12 protein-coding genes are annotated in these 22858 nt (G+C 72.2%); 8 read left to right on the top strand and 4 right to left on the bottom strand.

The genetic code is table 11. The annotated features are described in order from the left end of the window. The first annotated feature begins 4 nt into the window (after positions 1-4). Together WMF46_RS26660 and WMF46_RS26655 are read left to right on the top strand one after the other, a co-directional pair. Positions 5-2737 (top strand): FG-GAP repeat domain-containing protein, encoded by a 2733-nt coding sequence (locus tag WMF46_RS26660; RefSeq protein WP_437979780.1) that lies wholly within the window; start codon positions 5-7, stop codon positions 2735-2737. Continuing rightward, on the top strand, positions 2734-3984 hold the full coding sequence (locus tag WMF46_RS26655) for a PEGA domain-containing protein (RefSeq protein WP_437979779.1): 1251 nt from the start codon (positions 2734-2736) through the stop codon (positions 3982-3984). The genes WMF46_RS26660 and WMF46_RS26655 overlap by 4 nt, the downstream gene beginning before the upstream one ends. Before the next feature lie 171 nt (positions 3985-4155). Here the strand turns inward: WMF46_RS26655 and WMF46_RS26650 are convergent, their stop codons facing one another. Further along, positions 4156-10512 (bottom strand): DUF4215 domain-containing protein, encoded by a 6357-nt coding sequence (locus WMF46_RS26650; protein ID WP_437979778.1) that lies wholly within the window; start codon positions 10510-10512, stop codon positions 4156-4158. A 435-nt stretch (positions 10513-10947) separates the two neighbouring features. Further along, on the bottom strand, positions 10948-11844 hold the full coding sequence (locus WMF46_RS26645; RefSeq protein WP_437979777.1) for an SDR family oxidoreductase: 897 nt from the start codon (positions 11842-11844) through the stop codon (positions 10948-10950). A gap of 420 nt (positions 11845-12264) precedes the next feature. Between WMF46_RS26645 and WMF46_RS26640 the strand changes: the two genes are divergently transcribed. The 6 genes from WMF46_RS26640 (at position 12265) to cobT (ending at position 19408) form a co-directional block, all read left to right on the top strand. Continuing rightward, a complete protein-coding gene (locus tag WMF46_RS26640) occupies positions 12265-12495 on the top strand; it encodes a hypothetical protein (RefSeq protein WP_437979776.1) in 231 nt (76 codons plus the stop codon). A gap of 137 nt (positions 12496-12632) precedes the next feature. Further along, a complete protein-coding gene (locus tag WMF46_RS26635; protein WP_437979775.1) occupies positions 12633-13904 on the top strand; it encodes a hypothetical protein in 1272 nt (423 codons plus the stop codon). Further along, entirely contained in the window at positions 13901-14446 is a 546-nt protein-coding gene (locus WMF46_RS26630; RefSeq protein ID WP_437979774.1) for a glycine-rich domain-containing protein, read from the top strand. The genes WMF46_RS26635 and WMF46_RS26630 overlap by 4 nt, the downstream gene beginning before the upstream one ends. Further along, entirely contained in the window at positions 14443-15666 is a 1224-nt protein-coding gene (locus WMF46_RS26625) for an MFS transporter (protein WP_437979773.1), read from the top strand. The genes WMF46_RS26630 and WMF46_RS26625 overlap by 4 nt, the downstream gene beginning before the upstream one ends. Before the next feature lie 64 nt (positions 15667-15730). Further along, complete coding sequence (locus WMF46_RS26620; RefSeq protein ID WP_437979772.1) at positions 15731-17374, top strand: flavin-containing monooxygenase; 1644 nt, start codon at positions 15731-15733, stop codon at positions 17372-17374. Positions 17375-17560: 186 nt separating this feature from the next. After that, positions 17561-19408, top strand: coding sequence for a nicotinate-nucleotide--dimethylbenzimidazole phosphoribosyltransferase (gene cobT, locus WMF46_RS26615; protein WP_437979771.1), 1848 nt, complete (start codon positions 17561-17563; stop codon positions 19406-19408). Here cobT and WMF46_RS26610 read toward each other — a convergent pair. Together WMF46_RS26610 and WMF46_RS26605 are read right to left on the bottom strand one after the other, a co-directional pair. Then, positions 19360-20343 carry a hypothetical protein gene (locus tag WMF46_RS26610; protein WP_437979770.1) on the bottom strand — a complete coding sequence of 328 codons (984 nt, stop codon included), beginning with the start codon at positions 20341-20343 and terminating at the stop codon, positions 19360-19362. The two genes, cobT and WMF46_RS26610, sit on opposite strands and share 49 nt — an antisense overlap. Before the next feature lie 458 nt (positions 20344-20801). Next, the gene (locus tag WMF46_RS26605) at positions 20802-22709 is read right to left on the bottom strand and encodes a c-type cytochrome (protein WP_437979769.1); all 1908 of its coding nucleotides are present in this window, start codon (positions 22707-22709) and stop codon (positions 20802-20804) included. Positions 22710-22858 lie beyond the last annotated feature (149 nt).

Here is a 22858-nt window from a genome sequence, read left to right as displayed (position 1 = left end):
CGCGATGGGGGGAGCCGCGGCGCTGCTCGTCGCGGCCGCCGGCTCCGCCGGGTGCGTGGAGCTCGGCGAGATCTCCCCGGGCGTGTGCGGCAACGGCGTCATCGAGCCGTCGCGCAACGAGGACTGCGACTGCTTCGAGGCCAGCGCGCCCTGCGAGGTGAAGACGCAGGACGCGCAGGGCGCGACCTCGACGAGCTGGTGCAACCCGCGCGGAAGCGAGAACGAGTGCCGCTTCGTGTGCACCGACGTGGACCGCACGTGCCCGAGCGGGTGGGGCTGCGGGGTCGACGGCGTGTGCCGCGTCTCCACGGGCAATTTCAAGCCGCTCGGCGCCGCGCTGCCGCTCGGCGCGCAGCGGCTCATCACGGGTGATCTCGACGGCGACGGCCGCGGCGACCTCGTGGGCGTCGGCTCGACGAGCCTCGAGGCGCTCTATTTCGACGCGAACAGCACGGTGGGGACCCAGGTGTCGATCCCCTCGGCAGGGGACACGCCCGCGCTCGCGCGCCTCACCGACGATGAGACGACGGACATCGCGCTCAGCGTGGGGCCTGGCGTCGCGATCCTGAGCGGCGAGCCGGGCCGCACGTTCGCGCCGGTCCCCGTGCTCGCGTCGGTGTTTCCCCTGGGCTCGCTGCTCGGCGCGGCGCCCGAGGCGACGACCCTCCGCGGCGCGCGGCTCTTGCCCGTCGGCAGCACGCGCGAGGAAGGACAGACGTGGGTCGCCCTGGTCGTCGGGACCGACACGCGCGGGGCGGCGCCGGAGGATGTCATCGCCGTCGTGCGAGGGTCGGAGAGCGGCCGGCTGTCGTTCATCGATCGGCAGCGCGGGCTGCGCGACGTCGCCGGTCCGCTCGCGAGCGCGGAGCTCGGCGGGGGCCCGCTGCACGAGGTGGTCGTCGCCCTCGCGGACGACTCGGCCGTGCACATCTACTCGCCGGACGACGGCGCGCACACCGCGGTGGAGCTCCCGGCAGGGGCGCGGATCGCCGGCGCGGCCTTCCTCCGGGACGTGAACGGCGACGAGGTCCTCGATCTGCTCGTGGGCGCCACGTGCGCGCAGCCTGACCCCCGCTTGCCCGCGGGCGCGCCTTGCTACGAGCTCGACGTCGCGGAGGGCGCAGGCGGCGGCGCGTTCGGCGGCATGGCGCCGTACGGCGATCTCTCGTACCCGGCGGGCGGCATGAGCGCCGGGCGCTTGCCCGGCTTCGGGGCCCCCGTCGCGATCGGCGATCTCAACGACGACGGGGTGCTCGACATCGTGGATCCCGACGCCGTGAGGCTCGGAAAGATCCGGCCGTCTCCTCCCTACCAGGTCGAGTTCGACCGGCTCGCGCCGGCGAACGGCCGGCGCTGGACCAGCGCGGTGATCGCGGACCTGACCGGCAACGGCGCGCCCGACGTCGTCGCCGGCTCCGCGGACGCGACGGATCTGACGTTCTTCAACGGCGTCCCCGGCGCCGAGGCCGCCGATTTCAAGCTCAACGAGCTCAAGATCCCGACGCTGGGCAACGTCTCGAGCTTCGTCGTTGGCGACTTCGACGGCGATCTCCTGCCGGACCTCTTGTTCGCCGAGAGCGCCGGCAGCTCGCTGTCGAGCGCGGAGCACCCGACGCTGGCCGTCTGCTTCGGCCGGTACATGAAGGCGCCGGAGTCGCCGGTGCGGCTCGGCGCCTTCGAGGGGCTCCTCGACATCGCGGCGGTGCGGCTCCCCGAGCCGGACGACGCCGTGGACGACATCAGCGTGCTCTTCTCGCACCGCGGCGACGTCGCGTTCAGCCTCATCGAGGGCAGCAGCTCGCGGTCGCTGCTGCCGCCGTTGCCGCTCGTCCGCTCGGGCGACGTGCGGCAGGCAGGCGAGCTCCGCGCCGTGAGGAGCGTCGCCGGCCGCTTCGGGGGCGATCGGGCGGAGGTCGCCTCGCTGACGATCGCTCCTCCGAGCCCTGGCTCCTCCCGGGGCTCGGCCGAGCTCTGGCTCTTGCCGGCGGTCGACGCGGGCGCCATCGCCATGGTCGACGAGGCCAAGCACCGCGTCTCGCTGCCCGCGGAGCTCGTTCCCTCCCGGGAGCCCGCGTGGGCGCTGGATGGGGTCGCCGTCGATCTCGACGGCGATGGAACCGACGAGCTCGTCCTCTCGCTGCCGATCGAGGACGCGGCCGCGGCGCCGGGGACGCCGACCCTGGCCGGCGCGATTACCCTCGTGCGCCGCGGCGCGAGCGGCGCCTTCGAGGCGCCGGAGGCGGCCTTCTCGCCCGCGCCTCACACGCTGTACGGGGGGCTCCGCGCCGGCGACATGGACGGCGATGGCCACGCGGACGTGGTGGGCATCGCGTACGAGCTGGCGCCAGGGACGCGAACGATCACGGCGAGCCGGCTCGCCGTCTTCTGGAACACGGGCGAGGGCGCGCTCGACGCGCCGATCGAGCTCGAGGTGCCCGACCCCAGCCTCGAGTACCTCGCGAGCGAGGTCACCAGCGCCGACTTCGCCCGCGTCGACGACGGGATGGGAAGGTCGCTCGTCGTGCTCACGCGCAGCGCGGCCTACGCGCTCGACGTGTGCGGCGACGGCGCGGCGGGCTGCCATGATCTCGGCCAGCACCAGCTCCGCAAGCTGGACGGCATCCCCGGCGGCTCCGCGATCGCGACGTGCGATGTCCTCGGCGATGGGGTCGACGATCTCGCGGTGCTCAGCGACGGCGCGCTCCGCGTCCACGAAGGAGTCCCGATCCGCCGATGAAGACCTCGCTGTGCGTCGTGCTCATGGCCTTCGCGGCGACCGCGCTCGCGCCGAGCGCGGCCTCGGCGGAGGAGGACATCGAGCAGGCCAAGGCGCTCTACAACGCCGGCGCCCAGGCCTACGCGGCGACGCGGTACCGCGACGCGGTGCAGTCGTTCGAGGCGGCGTACAGGAAGGCGCCGCGCCCTGCCCTGCTGTTCTCGCTGGCCCAGGCCTACCGGCGCCTGTACGTGGTCGAGCAGAGCCCCGAGGCGCTGCGGGCCGCCATCGCGAACTACCGGCGCTATCTGGAGCAGGTCCCGCAGGGCGGGCGCCGCGCGGACGCGACCGAGGCCCTGAGCGAGCTCGGGGTGATCGCCGCGCGCCTCGAGGCGAGCGCTCCGTCGTCGCCCGTCGCGCCGGAGGCGGCGCCGCCCGACGTCAGGCCGCGGACCCGCATCAACGTCACCTCGCCGACCGCGGGGGCCCGCGTGTCCATCGACGGCGGCGCGCTGGCCGACGTGCCGCTGATGGCGGAGGTGCAGCCGGGCAAGCACCGGATCAAGATCACGGCCGACGGCCACGTCGACGAAGAGCGCGAGGTGGTCGCGATCGAGGGGGACATCCTCGGGATCGACCGGGAGCTGCGCGAGCGGCCGGCGCTCCTCCAGGTGAAGGGCCCCGTCGGCGCGCAGGTGACGCTGGACGGGCGCTTCGTCGGCACGACGCCGCTGCCGCTCCTCCAGGTCGCCCCGGGCAAGCGGTTCTTCGTCGCCACGAAGAACGGCCACGGGCCGTTCTCTCGCGAGCTGTCGCTCCGCCGCGGCGAGCGCCTCGTCATCGAGGTGGGCCTCACGAGCTCCTTCCAGCGGAAGATGTCCTATGGCCTCGTCGCGATGGGGGTCCTGTCCGCCGGCGTCGGCGTGCTGACGCTGGCCTCGGGCCTCGAGGAAGAGGACCAGGCGCGCGAGATCGCCGAGAAGCGCGCGGCGCAGGGGATCTCGGAGAAGGAGCTGGGCGACTACCGGGCTCACCTCGACACGCGCGACGAGCTCGCGAACGCGACCGTCGGCCTGTTCGGCACGGCCGCGGCGTTCGCCCTCGGCGGCTTCGTGTTCTACGCGTTCGACACGCCGAACCCGCCGCCGCTGCCCGCGCGCACGGACCCCGCGCCCGCGCGCACGGGCGGCCCGATGCTCGAGCTCTCGGCCGCGCCGATCCTCGGGCCGGGGCTCGGCGGGGCGGGGCTCGTCGGCCGGTTCTGGTGAATCTGGTGAAGGCGCCGCAGCGCCCCGGGCCGCCGAGGGCGGCCATCGCGAGCTAGCGGCGGTATCTGGGAGGAGGTCGACCCGAGCCACGCGCCGTGCGGCGCCGGCGTCGCGGGCCCGCGGGGGAGGCGTCCAACGACGCCTTCGCCCCGCGCGCCCGCCTTCGCTCGATCAGTTGGGGAACCCGTCGAACTGGCAGGTCAGGCTGCAGCCGTCGCCGCCCGTGCGGTTGCCGTCGTCGCACGCCTCGTAGGCGCTGTGCACCTTGCCGTCGCCGCAGTACGGGCCGTAGACGCAGCCCGGCGCGCACTTGCCGTAGCCGCCGGTGTTCTTGCCGTCGCCGTCGTCGCACTGCTCCGGGCCGTTGCGGATGCCGTCGCCGCAGCGCGGGCCGAGCTGGCAGCGCGGGCCGCACTGGCCGTAGCCGCCGTCGTTCTTGCCGTCGTCGCACTGCTCGCCGGGCTGGACGACGCCGTCGCCGCACTGCCCGCCGAGGCGGCAGTTGTTGCTGCAGCCCGTGGCCTCGTTCGGGGGATCGCACTGCTCGCCCCACTCCTCGTCCACGCGGCGGTCACCGCACTTCGCCGCCGGGCTGCAGTCGGGCATGCAGCTCCCGTAGAAGCCGTCGTTCACGCCGTCGTCGCAGGTCTCGGCGCCGTTGACGCGGCCGTCGCCGCAGTACGGCCCGTACTGGCAGAGGGCATCGCACCCGTTGTATTCGCCGCTGTTCTCGCCCTCGCCGAGATCGCAGTCCTCCTCCGCGGGCTGGACGATGCCGTCACCGCAGCGCGGCCCGAAGATGCACGAGGGCCCGCACTTGCCGTACTCGCCGTCGTTGATCCCGTCGTCGCACTCCTCGCCGAACTGCGGCTGGATCACCCCGTCGCCGCAGTGCGCGCCGAGCCGGCAGCTCACGCAGTTCGGGTCGGTCGCGCTGTCGCACTCCTCGCCCCAGTCGGCGTCGACGCGGTTGTCGCCGCACCTCGGCGCCGGCGTGCAGGCCGGAGCGCAGGTGCCGTAGGTGCCGTCGTTCACACCGTCGTCGCACGCCTCGGCGCCGTTCCTGATGCCGTCGCCGCAGTACGGCCCGTAGTCGCAGGTCGCGGTGCACCCGCCGTACCCGCCGGTGTTCTGCCCGCTGCCGAGATCGCAGTCCTCCTCGGTGGGCTGGACGATGCCGTCGCCGCAGCGCGGCCCGTGGAGGCACGCGGGGCCGCACTGGCCGTACCCGCCGTCGTTGACGCCGTCGTCGCACTCCTCGCCGAGGGCCGGCTGCGTGACCCCGTTGCCGCACTGCGCGGGGAGCCGGCAGCTCACGCAGCTCGGGTCAGCCGCGTTGTCGCACTCCTCGCCCCACTCGGCGTCGACGCGGTTGTCACCGCACCTCGGCGCCGGCGTGCAGCTCGGGTTGCAGGTGCCGTAAGCGCCGTCGTTCACGCCGTCGTCGCACCCCTCGGCGCCGTTCCTGATGCCATCACCGCAGTACGGACCGTAGTTGCAGGAGGCGGTGCACCCGCCGTACCCGCCGGTGTTCTGCGCGCTGCCGAGGTCGCAGCGCTCTTCGTCGGGCTGGACGATGCCGTCGCCGCAGCGCGGCCCGTAGAGGCACGCGGGGCCGCACTGGCCGTACCCGCCGTCGTTGACGCCGTCGTCGCATTCCTCGCCGAGGGCCGGCTGCGTGATCCCGTTGCCGCATTGCGGGGGGAGCTGGCAGTTCAGGCAGTTCGGGTCGGCCGCGTTGTCGCACTCCTCGCCCCACTCGGCGTCGACGCGGTTGTCGCCGCACCTCGGGGCCGCCGTGCAGTTCGCGTTGCAGGTGCCGTAAGCGCCGTCGTTCTTGCCGTCGTCGCACGACTCGGCGCCGTTCCTGATGCCGTCGCCGCAGTACGGACCGTAGTTGCAGGTCGCGGTGCACCCGCCGTACCCGCCGGTGTTCTGGCCGCTGCCGAGATCGCAGCGCTCTTCCTCGGGCTGGACGATGCCGTCGCCGCAGCGCGGCCCGTAGAGGCACGAGAGCCCGCACTGGCCGTACCCGCCGTCGTTGACGCCGTCGTCGCACTCCTCGCCGAGGTCCCGCTGCGTGGCCCCGTCGCCGCAGTGCTCGCCGCGCTGGCAGCTCACGCAGTTCGGGTCGGTCGCGCTGTCGCACTCCTCGCCCCAGTCGGCGTCGACGCGGTTGTCGCCGCACATCGCCGCCGGCGTGCAGTTCGGGTTGCAGGTGCCGTAGAAGCCGTCGTTGACGCCGTCATCGCACCCCTCGGTGCCGTTCCTCCTGCCGTCGCCGCAGTACGGCCCGATCTGGCACTCGCGCGTGCAGCCGCCGTAGCCGTTCGCCGTGTTGCCGGAGCCGAGGTCGCACGCCTCGTACGGCGCGTTGACCGCGCCGTCGCCGCACCGGGGCGGGGCCACGCACCCGGGCGCGCAGGCGTTCGAGGCGTTGGCGTACGTGCTGTTGTTGACCCCGTTGTCGCAGGTCTCCATGCCGTTCCTCTGGCCGTCGCCGCAGTACGGACCGAGCTGGCAGTTGTTGCACTGGCCGTAGCCCGTCCCGTTCCTGCTGCCGTCGTCGCACTCCTCGCCCGGCGTCACGACCGGCGGGTCGACCCCGCACTGCGGCGTGCACACCGACGTGCCGGCGCTGAAGCCCGACAGCGTGAGCTGGTAGTTCGACCCGGTGACGTGGCGCTCGGCCTGGAACACCGCGATCTCGTAGACCTTGCCCGGCTCGAGGTTCAGGTCGACCTCGTAGTTGGCGCCGCGGTCCGTGCAGCCGGAGTTGGCGGGGCAGGGGGTCACGCGGGCGTCGCCGTTGTCCAGGATGGTCACGCTCTCCTGGAGCTGCGCGTGAATGCTGCCGATGTCCGCGGTCAGCGTGTTCTTGATGAACACCCAGACGTCGTCGTCACCGAAGAAGGTGAGCACCGGATCGGCCGCGGCGCCGTTCGGCGTGAACTGGAACCAGTACCGGACCTCGCTCGTGAAGTAGTAGTTGTGCGAGGGGTTGCTCTGCTGCGCCCGCTCCAGCCCGGCGGAGACCAGGTTGTCGAGCACGGGATCGGCGCCCGGCGGGTCGATGTCCACCGGCCAGAACGGGTTCCGCTGGTACACGTACCTGCCGGCCTGCGCGGTCAGCTCGATGCTGGTGACGAGCGTCCTGTTGTACGTCGGGTTGTCCCGGTACCACCACTGGAAGTTGTCCTGCCCCGTGGTCCAGCCGTTCGCGTCGCTCGGCGTGACGAAGCCGGGGCCGAACCTGCTCACGGGCTTGCCGGCGGTGTCGAGCGTCGGCTGGACGATCCTGTCGATCTGATTGCCGCTGGGGGTGATCTCGAAATCGAAGTGGCCGACGAGGTTGTCCGTCAGGTTGGCGTCGCACGCGGTGTTGCTGACGTTGCGGTTGTAGTCGGCCGGGCACCAGCCGATGAAGTCGCGGAGGACCATCGGCAGCCGCATCTCGCTGGGCTGAGCGGTGCAGGTGTAGCCCGGCTCGATCGTGCACGTCGCGGAGCATCCGTCGCCGCTCACGGTGTTGCCGTCGTCGCACGCCTCGGTGGCGTCGCCGGGCAGGAGCATGCCGTCGCCGCACTTCGAGATGCACGCGCCGCCGCTGCAGTTCGGCTCGCCCTTGCAGTCCGGCGTGCAGCCGTCGCGCCAGTTGCCGTTGCCGTCGTCGCAGGCCTCGGTGCCCTCGCGGATGGCGTTGCCGCAGACGGAGAAGCCCGTGCAGTCCTGGGGCTCTCCGTCGTCGCAGACGCTCCCCGGCTCGATCCGGCAGGTCTCGTCGCAGCCGTCGTCCGAGAAGGGATTGCCGTCGTCGCACTGCTCGGCGCCGTTCTTGAACCCGTCTCCGCAGACGGTCTTGCAGGGGAACCCGACGCGCGAGCAATCCCACCCGTCCTCGATCGTCTGGCAATCGGCGCTGCAGCCGTCGCCGCTCGCCGGGGGCTGCTTCCCGTCGTCGCACACCTCGGTGCCGCCGATCTTGCCGTCGCCGCACACGGGCGGCGGCGGCGGGGTGCAGCGCCCGCCGCCCGGCGGGCACGTCCAGCCGACCTCGATCCTGCACTGCGCGGTGCAGCCGTCGCCGCCGACAGGGTTTTCCCCGCCGCCGTCGTCGCACTGCTCGCCGAGCTGCACCGTGCCGTCGCCGCAATAGGTCCTCACGGTGCAGGGCTGGCCGGGCTTGCAGATCCAGCCCTGCTCGAGCCGGCAATCCGCCGTGCAGCCGTCGCCCGACGCGGGCGGTTTGCCGCCGTCGTCGCACTCCTCGCCGTTGTTCACCCGGCCATCGCCGCACTGGAAGACGAGGACGCAGGCCCTGCCCGGCTCGGGGCACACGTACGCCGGGTCCACCGTCTTGCAATCCGCGCTGCAGCCGTCGCCGCCCGCGGTGTTGCCGTCGTCGCAGAGCTCGCCGGGGTTCACGGCGCCATCGCCGCACCGGAACAGGAGCACGCAGGGCTGGCCCGGGGTCGGGCAGCTGTAGAAGGACTCCTGCCGGCACAGGCTCGAGCAGCCGTCGCCGCCCGCGGCGTTGCCGTCATCGCATTGCTCGCCGGTCTCCTTGAGGCCGTTGCCGCAGGCCGGCAGCCGCGTGCACGGCTGGCCCGGCAGGTTGCACTGATACCCCGGCTCGCGCATGCAGTCCGCGCTGCAGCCGTCGCCGGACGCAGGCGGGGAGTCGCCGTCCTCGCACTGCTCGCCGTCGTTCACGCGGCCGTCGCCGCACCAGTAGTTGAGGGTGCAGGGCTGACCCGGCGTGGTGCACGTGTAGATCGGGTCCACCCCGCTGCAGTCGGCGCTGCAGCCGTCGCCGCCCACGGTGTTGCCGTCGTCGCAGACCTCGCCCGGGCTGAGCACGCCGTCGCCGCACCGGATCAAGAACTCGCAGGGCTGCCCCGGGGTCCTGCAGTTGTAGAAGGCCTCCTGCCGGCACAGGCTCGAGCAGCCGTCGCCGCTCGCCGTGTTGCCGTCATCGCACTGCTCGCCGGTCTCCTTGAGGCCGTTGCCGCAGGCCGGCGGCCGGGTGCACGGCTGACCGGGGCGGCTGCACTGATACCCCTCCTCGCGCATGCAGGTCGCGCTGCAGCCGTCGCCGCTCCGGGTGTTCCCGTCCTCGCACTGCTCGCCGTCGTTCACGCGGCCGTCACCGCACCAGTAGAGGCGGGTGCAGGGCTGACCCGGCCTGGGGCACGTGTAGATCGGGTCCACCGCGCTGCAGTCGGCGCTGCAGCCGTCGCCGCCCACCGTATTGCCGTCGTCGCAGACCTCGCCCGGGTTGATCGCGCCGTCGCCGCACCAGTAGAGGAGGGTGCAGGGCCGGCCCGGGGTCGGGCAGGTGTAGAAGGACTCCTGACGGCACAGGCTCGAGCAGCCGTCGCCGCTCGCTGTGTTGCCGTCGTCGCACTGCTCGCCGCTCTCCAGGGCGCCGTTGCCGCAGACCGGCAGGAGCTCGCACGGCTGCCCGGGCTTCGAGCACACGAAGCCGGACTCGCGCATGCAGGTCGCGCTGCAGCCGTCGCCGGAGGCGGGCGGGTCGTCGCCGTCCTCGCACTGCTCGCCGTTGTTCACGCGCCCGTCGCCGCAGCGATAGAGGAGGATGCAGGGCTTCCCCGGCTCGGAGCACGCGTAAAGCGGATCCAGCGTCTTGCAGTCGGCGCTGCAGCCGTCGCCGCCTTGGGCGTTGCCGTCGTCGCAGATCTCGCCCGGATCCACCGCGCCGTCGCCGCACCGGATCAGGAGCTCGCAGGGCTGCCCCGGCGTCGTGCAGACGTAGAAGGACTCCTGTCGGCAGAGGCTCGAACAGCCGTCGCCGCTCGCGGCGTTGCCGTCGTCGCAGAGCTCGCCGGCCTCCTTGACCCCGTTGCCGCAGACCGGCAGGCGCTCGCACCGCTGCCCGGGCTTCGGGCACACGAAGCCCGCCTCCCGCTTGCAGTCCGCGCCGCAGCCGTCGCCGGGCGTCTCGTTGAGGTCGTCGCACTCCTCGGAGCCGTTCACGCGGCCATCGCCGCAGTCGTAGAGCAGCTTGCACGGCTCGCCCGGTCTCGGACAGACGTACGAGGGATCGACGAAGATGCAGTCTGCGCTGCAGCCGTCGCCGTCCGCGGTGTTGCCGTCGTCGCAGAACTCGCCCGGATCGACAATGCCATCGCCGCAGGCGATGGTCAGCACGCACGGCTCGCCGGGCGGACATGCACAGTAAGGCTCGATCTCGCACAGACCGGAACAGCAATCGCCGGGCAGGCTGTTGCCGTCGTCGCACGCCTCGCTGCCCTGGTTGATCTCGCCGTCGCCGCAGGCGGGCTCCTGGGGCAAGAGGCACTCGGGGGGCGGGTCGTCGACGGCGCAGGGATCGGGCCCGCCGCCGCTTCCGCCGCCGCCGGAGGCGACGCCCGAGCCGAAGTCACTGCCACCGCCGCCGTCGCCGGAGCCGCTGGAGGTCACGCTCCCCGCGCCGCCCACGCCAGGATCGCCCGTGGTGGAGGGCGCTCCCCCTCCACAGGCGGCGAGTATCTGCAGCAATCCCACGGCCAAAGCCAGATAAGACGTTCTCAACCTCACGACACACCTCGACGAACACGAGCGGCTGCGCTCGGGCAGGACCAGGACGAACACGAGCGGCTGCGCTCGGGCAGAAAGGCCGACGACCCGTCTCCAGGGTAGCCCGGCCGCCCTTCGCACCCCTAGACGAAAATCACCTCATCCTGCGCCACTCAGCCACACCCGCAGGAGCGCCCGTTCGCAGCGGAGTCTGCGGAGCACCGCTGACGATTGACGCGCGTTGCGCGACGCAGCGACGGATGGACACGGTGTTTCATTTCAGCTGCGGGTGCACAGGCGCGCGAGCCAGGCTGGCAGCCCGGTTCGGTCTTGACATTCGCCCTGTGACGGGAGCCCGGAGATGGTTTGTGTCCCAAGAGGGCGCGGAGATCTCCGCGCCCCGCGGATCCCCGCTGCTGCGCGCTATCCGCCGGCTCGCCTGAGCACGCCGCCGAGGCCCATCCACTCGATGTACGCCCGCTGCACGTCCTCGGTCCTTCGGTTGATCTCCTCCGCGGCGCCGTTGCCCAGCGGGTCGAGCACGGTGCGCAGCGGCCGCTCCCCGGCCGGCAGCTCCGTGAGCTTCAGGATCGCGTCCGCGACCTGCTGCGGGTCCGGCGGACCCTGGCGCTTCATCGTCTCGATCACCGGCTTCCACAGCTCCGCGGCGAGCGCGAACAGGGCGCCATACTCCGCCGCTCGGGCCTCGTCGGCCTGCATCGCGTTGGTCATCACGCCGGTCGTCGGGAACGCGCCCGGCTCGACGATGGCGACGTCGATCCCGAGCGGCGCGAGCTCGTAACTTGCGCACTCGGCCATCGCCTCCAGCGCGAACTTGCTCGCGCTGTAATGGCCGAAGAGCGGCGTCGCGACCCGCCCGACGGCGCTGCTCACGTGGACGAGGAGGCCGCTCTTCTGCCGCCGCATCGCGGGCAGCACGGCGCGGTTGACGCGCACGGCGCCGAGGTAGTTCACCTGGAACATCGCCTCGGCCTGCGCCACGGTGAACGCCTCGATCGGCCCCTGCGACAGGACGCCCGCGTTGTTGATCACCACGTCGACGCCGCCGGCCTCGTCGAGCGCGCGCGTCACGCCCGCGTCGACCGAGGCGTCGCTCGTCACGTCGAGCTCGATCACGCGGAGCGCGAGCCCCTCGCGCGCGGCGAGCTCCGCGAGCTCGGACGCCGGCCCCGCGTTCTTCGACGCGATCGCGCGCATCCCGGCGAAGACGCGGTGTCCCGCGCGGGCGAGGGTGACGGCGGTCGCGCGGCCGAAGCCGCTGCTGGATCCTGTGATGAGGGAACGGAGCTCTCGGGTCATTCTCTCGCTCGCTTTCGAAAGGGGGAGCAAGGAGCGTATCGCGCCGGATCCCCCCGTGGAACCGGAGAACGGCGATCGTCGGGGTGCGCGGGACAATTTGCCACGCCCTCATCTGGGTATCGTCGCGACAGGATCGATTTCAATGCGAATTGCAGCGATCGAATCGCAGGCTCGCGCGTGCGCGCCGAGATAGTTCCATCGGTCCTGGAGCGGCCGACTCGGCGGATGGCCGGGCGGCGCGATCCACCCATGGATTGCCTGCCTTGACCCCTTTGGGTTGAACCGTATAGTCAGCCAGACGGTCGGGCTGCCCACAAATCGTGTCTGCCGGACCGTCGAGCACACGACCGCTGCCCCGCGCGGGTCGCGGACGTGTGCGCCGTGGTTGCATCGTCCACCATCACATCATCGGAGGTTCGAATGGAACACCTGATTCGGAAGATCGCCCAGGATCGTCTCTGGAAGCAGTGGATCGCGGCCAACACGTCCGGCGCGCCGACCCTCGACGCCGGCTGCATCTCGCGGAAGGAGGGCTGTATCTCGAAGAAGGCGGGCTGCATCTCGCGGAAGGCGGGCTGCATCTCGAAGAAGGCGGGCTGCATCTCGAAGAAGGCCGGCTGTATCTCGAAGAAGGCCGGCTGCATCAGCTGACGGAGCCGCCGGGGCCGCGAGCGAGGCGGCAGGACCATGTTCATCTTGCCGTGGTCTTCTGCCTCGCTCGCGCGCGCCCGGACCGATGGGGGCCGCGCTTCTCGATGGCTGTTCAACCTCTTTCCTGGAGTCGACCGATGGACGCCCACGGACCGACGCTCGCGGCGATGATCGATCAGGTCAGGGACATCCCTATCTACCGACAGTCGATCGAGGAGGGCTCTTTCCCGATCCTGGACAAGCCGGAGATCGCAAGAGGCTTTCCGGACAACTGGATGACCCCGAGGCTCGCCGAGGCGCTGAAGGTCGGCGAGGCGGAGCTCGTGCTCTCGACCGGGACCAACCACGCGCGGATGCAGATCATCCGCCCGCCTTTCTTCCTTCTGAAGTCGTACTACCGCCTGTGGAGCGAGCACCCCGACATCGCGGTCACGTGGCATGAGGGCTGCCAGCGCGTCTCGATCACCACGGTGCTGGCGACCGAGCACGTGGCGCGGCTCGCCGCGAGGCGGCGCGGCGCCGAGGCGCCGGCGCTCCCCAGCCTCGAGGATCGCCGGCTCGACGAGCGGACGCTCTATATCAACCTGCGGCTCGACCCGGCGCTCTGGGATCGCGGCGACGTCGAGCGCATGCTCGGCGAGATGAGCGCCGTCCGAGACGCGCATCCGCGAGGCCTTTACCACCTCGACTGCGATGGCTACCACCTCGCTCACCTGGTGAAGAAGGCCATGGACATCGGAGCGTGGGAGCGCTTTCCGAGGCCGGCCAGCATCGTTCACGCCTACGAGCTCACGCCGAGGAACGTGCGGCGGTTCCTGGCGGAGCACGTCGAGTGCCCGATCGTCGACCTGTTCGGCAGCACCGAGCTCGGATATCTGTATTACAGCGATCGTCACGGCCGCTACTGGCCTTACCTGGACCAGATGCACCTGGAGCTGATCCCTGTCGAGGAGGGCAGCGCGATCTACAGCCTCATCGTCTCGAGCGTGCGCAACCCCTGCATGCCGCTCATCCGCTATCGCTCGGGCGACTGCGCCGAGACGGTCGACGGCTCCCCCGATCCGCTGCGGATCCGCCGGTTCTGCGGGCGCGAGCGGGAGCTCCTCTGGGCCGAGAAGCGGGGCCCGATCTCGCAGGCCGATCTCGATGACTGGATCGCCGTCTCCGCGCCGTCCGTCTTCGTCTATCAGCTCCACACGGAGGGGCGGCGGCGGGGCCGATTGCTCTATACCACCTTCGACGACGCGCCCGTCGGCCCGGCCGCGGCGCGCGCGCTGCGAGAGCGGATCTGGGAGGGCGCCGGCCTCGACTGCGTCCTCGAGCACCGCGCCCAACTCGCGATCGGCAAGTCCGGGAAGTACGCATGGCTGGTGCAGGGCGGCGATGCCGCGGAGCGAGGTGGCTCGTGACGACGGAACGACCCAGGGTGACGGCCGCCGCGCTGAAGGCGCGGCTCGACGGCGCGTTCTTCTCCGGCGTGGTGCGCCATTTCGTGCGGACCACCGGCGAGGAGCCCGCCTATGTCGAGCGTCAGGTGCTCGAATGCCTGCGGTACCTCTACCTGATATCGCGCTATCCGGAGCCGCTGGCCGGGCTGTTCCTGCCGGTGGAGCAGGCGATCGACGAGGTCTGGCATTACCTGATCTTGCAGACGCGGGAGTACAGCGAGCTGTGCGAGGAGCGCCTCCCGGGGCGCTTCTTCATTCATCACCGCAGCCTGCCCTACGAGGACTATCAGGAGGGGCAGGTCAGCCGGGAGCAGGCGATCGAGGAGGCGCTGCGCTGGCTGCCGCTCTACCGCGACGAGTTCGGCCCCTTCGACGAGGGCGCGCTGCCTCACTGGACGATGGTGCGCTTCCTCCACGAGCGCCTGGGCCTCTCTCTCGAGGCGATCGCCGCGCTCGACGCGGGGAACGGGGCCGCCCTGCCAGGCGTGGAGCGCGACCGTTGAGCCGTCAGGCTGTCGTCACTGCGCCCGTGCCCGCGCCCGCGCCCGCCACGTCCGTCAACACGCTGGTCCTGCTGCTTTGCCAGGTCCTGGGGATCGCTTCCGTGGTGTCGGTCCAGTTCGTCGGCAGCGTGGTGGGTGAGCGGCTCGCGCGGGACATGCGGCTCGCGACGGTCCCGGTGGCCGTGCTCGTGCTGTCCTCGGCCCTGGGCACCTGGCCGGCCAGCCAGCTGATGCGCCGCTTCGGGCGCAAGCCCTGCTTCATCGCCGCGGCGCTCCTGTCCGCCGGCTGCCTCGCGCTCGCGGCGCGCGCGGTGGACCGCTCCGATCTCCCGCTGTTCTGCGCGGCGGTCTCCGGCGTCGGCCTGCATGGCGCCTTCGTGCAGCAATATCGTTTCGCGATCCTCGAAGGGCAGGCGAGCCACCGGGCGCCGCGCCTCTTGACGATGATCCAGCTCGCCAGCGCGCTCGGCATCGTCCCTGGCATCTCGCTCTTCGGCCTGCTGGAAGGACGGACGTCGAGCGAGCTGCCCTCTGCCCTGCTCGTCCTCTCGGCGCTCCAGGTCGTCGCGGCGCTCGCGTTCGTGTCGTACCGGCCGCAGGAAGCGCGGGTCGCGGAGTCCCCCGGCGCGCACGACGCGGGGGCTCGCGCGCTGTACTGGCCCATGGTGGCGATGGGCGCCGGCGCATTCCTCGTGATGAGCCTCATCATGGTGCCGACGCCGCTGCAGATGTGCGGCGTCGAGCAGCGCTCGATCCGGCAGGCGGGCTGGGTGATCGAGGTGCACCTCCTGAGCATGTACCTGCCTTCGCTCTCGGTCGGCGCCCTCCTGAAGCGGATGTCGATCGCGGCGCTCCAGGGGCTCGGGCTGCTTTTCCTGCTGGCGGGGTTCGTGATCAGCCTGGCTCCAGGGTTCGAAGGGCACCTGGTCGGGCTCTCGCTGGTCGGGGTCGGGTGGTGTTATGTGTTCGTGACCGCGACGACCCTCGTCGCGCGCAGCCGGCCCGGCCCCGAGCGTTTCCGGGCGCAGGGCGTCAATGATCTGTGCGTGTTCGCCGCCAGCGGCGCGGCGTCGCTCGCGTCCGGTGCGCTCCTGTCGGCGCTGGGGTGGGGCGGCCTCGTGCACCTCGGGGTGGTGCTGGTCCTGAGCTTGATGGCGCTCGCCCTTCGCGTCCACCGCGCCCCACGCCCGGCGCCGGCGCAGGGCGGCGCGCGACTCTGAAGCGATCGCGCGGGGCCTCGATCGGCCTCCCGCGCACCCATGTCCGGAGAGGGAGGCGAACATCATGTCTGACGTGCAGCCGAATCGTTCAGGAGACAGCCCCGCGCCTCTGGGCCGCGTCGATGCCGTCGTCGTCGGCGCCGGGTTCGCGGGTCTGTACATGCTCTACCGCCTGCGCCGGCTCGGCCTCTCGGTCCGCGTCTACGAGGCGGGCGGCGGGGTGGGCGGCACCTGGTACTGGAACCGCTACCCCGGCGCGCGCTGCGACATCGCGAGCATGGACTACTCCTATTCGTTCTCTCCCGAGCTCCAGCAGGAATGGACGTGGACCGAGCGATACGCCACGCAACCGGAGATCCTGCGTTATCTCGAGCACGTCGCGGACAGGTTCGAGCTCCGCGCGCACATCCGGCTCCGGACGCGGGTGACCGCGGCCACCTTCGACGAGGCGACGGATCGGTGGGTGATCCGGACCGACGACGGCGCCAGCGTGTCCGCCGGGTTCTTGATCATGGCGACAGGCTGCCTGTCCGCCGCGAAGGTGCCCGACATCGAGGGGATCGAGGCATTCCGTGGCGAGCGATACCATACAAGCCACTGGCCGCACGGCGGCGTCGACTTCACCGGCAAGCGCGTCGGCGTCCTCGGCACGGGCTCGTCCGGCGTCCAGGTCATCCCCGCCATCGCCGAGCAGGCGGCGCGCCTCTTCGTCTTCCAGCGGACCCCGTGCTTCAGCGTGCCAGCGCGCAACGCGCCCCTGGAGGCGGCCCACGAATCGTGGATGAAGGCGAACTACGCGGAGCACCGGCAGAGGGCCCGCGAGACGCGCGCCGGGGTCATCATGGACGTCGACCCGCGCTCCGCGCTGGAGGTGCCGCCCGAGGAGCGGGAGCGCGCGTATCAGGCTCGCTGGGAGCAGGGCGGCACCGGCTTCCTCGCCACGTTCTCGGACGTGATGCGGTCCCGGGAAGCCAACGAGACCGCCGCCGAGTTCGTCCGATCCCGGATCCGCGCGACGGTCAGCGACCCTGCCGTCGCCGAGGCGCTGTCGCCGAGGGGGTATCCGCTGGGGACCCGGCGGCTCTGCGTCGACACAGGCTATTACGAGACCTTCAACCGGGAGAACGTCACGCTGGTCGACGTCAAGGCGTCACCCATCGAGGAGATCACGAAGACGGGGCTCCGGACGCGGAGCGCGGAGTACACGCTCGACAGCCTCGTGTTCGCCACGGGCTTCGATGCCATGACGGGCGCCTTGACCAGGATCGAGCTCCGCGGGAGGGGCGGCGAGCCGCTCGCGGCGAGGTGGGCCGACGGCCCGCGCACGTACCTCGGCGTCGCCATCGCCGGCTTCCCGAACCTGTTCACGATCACCGGGCCCGGGAGCCCGTCCGTGTTCAGCAATGCGATCGTCTCCATCGAGCAGCACGTGGAATGGATCGCGGACTGCATCGCGTACCTGCGAGAGCGAGGCTTCGCGTGCATCGAGGCCACCGCCGAGGCGGAGGAGGGGTGGGTCGCGCACGCCAACGAGGTGGCCGGCGGCACGCTGTATCCGCTGGCCAGCTCCTGGTACGTCGGGGCGAACATCCCTGGCAAGCCGCGCGTCCTCATGCCCTATGCCGGGGGCGTCGGCGCCTACAGAAAGCGGTGCGAGGCGGTCGCGGCTCAGGGCTACGAGGGGTTTTCCCTGTCGAGGGCAGGGTAGACGCGTCCAACCGGGGTGGCCCCTCGTGGTGGGCGCGATCGGCGCGGAGGCCGAGCACGGCGGTCCCCGCTCGCCAAGAGCCCCATCGGCGCGGCTCGCCGGCTCGAAGGAAGACGCGCGAGGGGGCCCTCTGCAGCGCACGGCCGCCGGCTGCCCATCGCCTGGCAACTGTGGTAGCTGACCGCCGTGAACGCCACACACGAACCGTCGTACCTGGTCCCGGAGGCCGTCGCCGCCTTCGACGAGGGAGCGCGGCAGGCGGTCTATGACGTCATCGCCCTGCGGCGGGATGTGCGGCATTTCGAGCCGGGGCGCGCGCTCGACCGGGCTGTCCTGCGGCGCATCCTCGAGGCCGCCCACCTGGCGCCCAGCGTGGGATTCTCCCAGCCCTGGGGCTTCGTCGTGGTGCGTGACGAGGCGCAGCGCGCGCGGATCCGCGAGAGCTTCCTTCGCTGCCGTCAGGCGGAGGCTGCCCGTTTTCCGGAGGGCCGGCGCGAGCAGTACCTCTCCTATCGCCTCGAGGGGATCCTCGATGCGTCGCTCAACGTGTGCGTCGCTGTCGATCTGAGGCCGCGCGGAGAGGCGATCCTGGGCACCATCGTCCAGCCCCAGGCGGTGCGCGCGAGCGCGTGCTGCGCGGTGCAGAACCTCTGGCTCGCCGCGCGCGCCGAGGGCGTCGGCGTCGGCTGGGTCAGCATCGTGGAGCCCGCCGTCCTCCGCGCCGAGCTGCGCCTCCCGGCGGGCGTGGAGCCGATTGCGTATCTCTGCCTCGGCCACCCCGTCGCGTTCCGGCGGCGACCGATGCTGGAAGAGAGCGGCTGGCGAGAGCGGCGCGCGGTCGATGAGGTCGTCCACGAACATGGCATCTGGCAAGACCGCGACGGCGCCAGCACGCCCGCGGCGGGCCGCTCGAGCGAGCCGCCGCGCTCATCGCTCCGCACGACGGCGATCCCACCGCTCGACGCCGCCGCCATGGAGGCCTCCCGTGCGCACCAGGCTACGCTCGGCCTGCCGGCGGGCAGCCTGGGGCGGCTCGGGCAGCTCGCGGCGTGGTGGGCCGGCGTGCGTGGCGAGCTCCCGCGCTCGCCGCCGGCGCCGGGGCTGGCCGTGTTCTGCGCGGACCACGGCGTCGTCGCGGAGGGCGTGAGCGCTCACCCCTCGTCGGCGACGACGGCGAGGCTCGCGAACGTGATGGCCGGGGGCGCGGCGGTCTCGGCGCTGGCGGCGCGCCACGGCGTGCGGCTCGTCGCGGTCGACGTCGGCCTGGCGGGCGATCTCTCGGCGCTGCCCTGCGCGCCTGTCGTCCCGCTGGCGCCGCGGGGGGTGCGGCGTGGCACCGGCAACCTGCGGCGCGAGCCGGCGATGACGCGCGACGAGGCGACATGCGCGATGGAGGCGGGGGCCGAGACCGCCCGCGCGCTCGCTGCGGAGGGCGTCACGCTAGCGGGCGCCGGCGACATCGGCGTCGGCAACACGACCGCGGCGACAGCCGTCCTGTGCGCCCTCACGGGCGCGCCGCCGGCGAGCCTCGCGGGACCGGGCGCCGGCCTCGACGCGGAGGGCGTCGCGCGCGAGGCCAGCGTCGTCGCCGACGCGCTCGCGCTTCACGTGCCCGATCCCACCGACCCTCTCGATGTGCTGGCGAAGGTCGGCGGGCTGGAGATCGCCGCGATGGCCGGCTTCGCGCTCGAGGCCGCGCGGCTGCGCATGGGCGTCGTCGTCGACGGGCTGACGGCGTGCGCCGCGGCCCTCTGCGCCGTCAGGATGGCCCCGGCGCTCCGCCCATGGCTCCTCGCCGCGCACCGCTCGGCCGAGCCGGCGGCGGCCCTCGCGCTCACCGAGCTCGGTCTCGATCCGCTCTTCGACCTGGCCCTAGGGGTGGGCGAGGGGATCGGCGCCGTGCTCGGGCTGCACCTCGTCGGCACCTGCGTCTCGACGCTGAGCGGGCTCGACCCTCGTCGCGAGCCCGCGGGCGGCTCCGGCGCTCACGGGGTCGTCGCTTCGGGCTCCGTCTCCGGCGCCGGCTCCTTGTAGAACGCCACGTCGTCGATCCACACGCTGAATGCACGGCTCGCCGAGAAGCGAAACTGGATGGCCCAGATCTTCGTCAGGTCGATCGCCTCGAACTGCTGGCCCCAGCTGGACTGCGCGAGGGCGGAGAAGGGCACCTTGAACTGAGTCCAGCAATTCTTCAGCGTGACGACCCTGGTGAAATGGTCGTCGCACCCGCCCCCTTCGGTGGTGCAGATGCCGCCCTTGCTCCAGGTCTGCACGTCGGCGACGTCAACGGTCACCTTCGTCGAGGCGGGGCCATCCGCATAGGCAAAGAAGGTGATGCCGCTGTACCCGGAGGCGTCGTAGAGGCCCTGATTGGACGCCGAAGCGCTGTTCAATTGGAAGCCGAACAGGGCACCCCACTTCGAAAACAGGTCATCGCCCTCGACGTGCACTGCCAACGTGCTGTCGCCGCGCGGCGGCTCGAGGATGCTCATAGTGAACGGCTCACCCACGTCGGGCGTTTGCGTACCCTCGCCATCGTTCCCCACGTACCAGGCCCCTTGCCGGGGGTTCGTTTCATCCACCACTTTGATGATGGTGTCGTTGTCATCTTCCATGTCGTCGATCATCGACAGTTCCAGGGTGGGGTCGCCCATCGGCGGCTCCGGGCATCCTGCCCCCTCTCCGCCACCTCCCGCGTCCCCGCCGGCGCCGCCTTCGCCGCCAGCGCCCCCGCCTCCCGCGCTCGTGCCGCTGGTGCTGCTGGTCGTACCGCCCTCGCCGCCGGCGCCCCCGCCTCCCGTGTTCCCGCCTTCGCCGCCTTCGCCGCCAGCGCCCCCGCCTCCGGTGTTGCCCTGCGCGACCTCGTACAACTTATCGAAGCCGAAGATCTGGGCACATCCAACCCCGAGCACCGCAATGAGGCACCCGCTGGTCCACCGCGCAAAAGCCAGCTTGCTGTTCATGGTCATGGAAGGGATCTCCGAGAAGCTTCAGCCAATCACGATAGGACGCTGCGTCCCAGAATGGAAGCGCGTCGGTCGCGACGCGAGCCGCCGCGGCGCGGGCTCGAGACAACGGTTTTCGGCCCCTCGCCGGCCCAGCGCTGCTCAGCCTGTCGAATCAAGGCAGCTCGGCTGCGCGTGCGCGGGGCGACCGTTCCCTACATGAACTGTCGGCGTGAGGAAGCCTCCGCCATCGCCTGTTGGCGACTCGGTAGCTCTCGCGAGCTCCGAGGCGACAGCCCTGTGGCGTCAACCGTGTCACGGAGGTGCGGGAGCGCTCTTCCTCGACCGCGCATTACAATACCGCAAGTGCCGAAGTGGCGCGGACGCACGGCGCGGCGTGTTCGAGCGAAGTCGATGAACTGACCGCGTTCCCGAGCGTGGCGCGGCGTCACCGGGTGTTACCGATCGTAGCGTGGGGTCCGTCAATACGCGCCTTCGGCGCGGCGGCCACGGGCCGCGCCGGCGAGCGCGAGCCCGAGCAGCGCTGCCTGGACGAGGCATGTCTCGACCGCAGGGTAGATGCCGAGCGCGGTGAATCGAGGGAGCGGCAGCCGGTGGAGCGGCAACAACCCGCAGAGCTGGAAGGCCGCCACAGCGCGGCCGGCGAGCGGGACACACAGCAGACAGGCGAGCCAGGCGGGGGGGCTCGCCCAGCGGCGCGCGGCCGCCCGGCTCGCGCGGGTGACCAGCGCCGCGCCGGCCGCGAGCAGCGCGACCGTGATCGACACCCCGGCCACGGCGGGCGGCGCGACGGGGAGCGACACCCCGAGCGCGGCGTTGAGCGCCGAGAACGCCGCGCCGAAGCCGGCCAGCAGCGCGGCCGCGAACACGGCCGCTCGGCCGCCTCGCGACAGGCCGCCATGCCATGGATCCTGCGAGCTCACCTGCCGCGCGCCGCGCCGCCGGGCGAGCGCCGCCGCGCCGGCGAGCGCCGCGAGCGCCGCGAGCGCGAGCGAGATCGTCGCGCCTGTCGTGAGCGTTCGCCAGAAGCCGGCCATGTGCCCGAGCGCCGCCGCGACCCAGGCGGCGAGCGCGAGCAGCAGCGCCGCGCCCGACGCGACGTGGACGACACGCCGGCTCCGCGACGAAGCGACGGCGGAGAGCGCGGCGAGGAACAGCGCCGCCGGGGCGAGCTCGCGCAGCGCCAAGCGGCTCGAGAGCTGGGCCACGAGCCGACCTGGCGCGCCCCCGGACCGCGCGAGCGCGACCTCGGCGTAGGTCGCGTCGCGCAGGAGCGTGGCCATGCCCGCGTCGAGCGTGTCTGTCGTCGCGCCTGCCGCGAGCGCCGCTCGAAGGGCGAAGGCGCCGTCGCCGAGGTCGTTCGCGAGCGCCTCGTTCACGGTGCGGACGCTCGCCTCGGCCACGTCGATGCCGTCGAGCTGGGCTGTGCTGAGCGCCTCGCGCGCGTCGACGAGCCTGCCCTCGCGCAGCGCAACGCGCCCCCTGTCGAGCGCGGCGCGCGCGATGGAGAGGGGGTGTGACGCGGCCTCGCCGCCATAGGCCACGCGCCGCCGGAGCTCCGCGAGGAGCGCCGCGTGCCGCTCGGCGGGGATCCCGCGCGCGGAGAGCTCGGCGCGCAGGTCCGCGTCGGAGCGGACCGCGAGCTCGACCATGGAGTAGTCCGGCAGATCGAGCGGCCTCGGGCTCTCGCCGGGCTCGGGGTGGTGGAGTCCGGCGACGTGGAAGGCGAGGTCCCAGCGGTCGCGGGCGGAGAGAAAGGTGAACGGCACCATGGCCGTGCCGCTGACGCCGAATCGAACCGCGGACTCGACACCGATGGGCGCGAGCTGCTCGGCGATGATCGCGTCGTGGAAGTTCGCCGGGTGCGGGACCAGGCTCGCCGCGCGCCGGGTATCGGCGTGCCCCGTCGGGCCGTGGCAGGTGGCGCAGTTCTCCTGGTAGAGGGCCGCGCCGCGCGCCGCGTCGGGCCGCGAGAGCGGCGCCTCTGCCAGCCGGAAGGCGGACGCGACCCGGTCGCGCGCGCCCCTGGCCGCGATGGCGACTCGATCCGCGGCGACCTTCGCCTCGACGAGCTCGCGCACGCCGACGATGCCCTGCGCGAGGTCGCCCGCCCCGCTCTCGAGCGCGGACGGCTGGATGCGGGTGGCGACCTGGATCGCCTCGCCGAGCAGCGCCAGCTGCTCGTCATACTCGATGACGCTGGTGACAGCGCCGTTCGCGACGCTCCCGCCATAGTCCATGGCGACATAGCCGAGCACATGGACGAGGCGGCGCGCCTCGACCTCGGCCGGCTCCCCCGGATCCGCCAGCGCAGGGCGCTCGCCCAGGAGCAGGACGGCGGCCATGGCGGCCGCGCCGACCGCCGCCATGGCGGTGCGCCCGGCCGTCGTTGCTCGCGGGATACGCGGGAGTCGCGGGAGCCGCGGAAGCCGCGGAAGGCCCGCGGTGGAGCCGGCCCGCGCCGGCGGTCCAGCGCACACCCCCGTCGCGATCATGCGCCCAGGTCGCGCGGGTAGGC

The organism is Sorangium sp. So ce117 (genome assembly GCF_051524395.1).
In the GTDB taxonomy this organism is placed as follows: domain Bacteria; phylum Myxococcota_A; class Polyangia; order Polyangiales; family Polyangiaceae; genus Sorangium; species Sorangium cellulosum_B.
The sequence above is the reverse complement of the archived record's forward strand: the minus strand, read 5'-3'. Positions and strand labels throughout refer to the sequence as shown.

Coding starts and splice junctions, on each gene's coding strand:
- WMF46_RS26610 (WP_437979770.1), bottom strand. CDS start 20,343: ATGACCATGAACAGCAAGCTGGCTTTTGCGCGGTGGACCAGCGGGTGC.
- WMF46_RS26635 (WP_437979775.1), top strand. CDS start 12,633: ATGGACGCCCACGGACCGACGCTCGCGGCGATGATCGATCAGGTCAGG.
- WMF46_RS26640 (WP_437979776.1), top strand. CDS start 12,265: ATGGAACACCTGATTCGGAAGATCGCCCAGGATCGTCTCTGGAAGCAG.
- WMF46_RS26620 (WP_437979772.1), top strand. CDS start 15,731: ATGTCTGACGTGCAGCCGAATCGTTCAGGAGACAGCCCCGCGCCTCTG.
- WMF46_RS26655 (WP_437979779.1), top strand. CDS start 2,734: ATGAAGACCTCGCTGTGCGTCGTGCTCATGGCCTTCGCGGCGACCGCG.
- WMF46_RS26645 (WP_437979777.1), bottom strand. CDS start 11,844: ATGACCCGAGAGCTCCGTTCCCTCATCACAGGATCCAGCAGCGGCTTC.
- WMF46_RS26605 (WP_437979769.1), bottom strand. CDS start 22,709: ATGGCGGCGGTCGGCGCGGCCGCCATGGCCGCCGTCCTGCTCCTGGGC.
- WMF46_RS26660 (WP_437979780.1), top strand. CDS start 5: ATGGGGGGAGCCGCGGCGCTGCTCGTCGCGGCCGCCGGCTCCGCCGGG.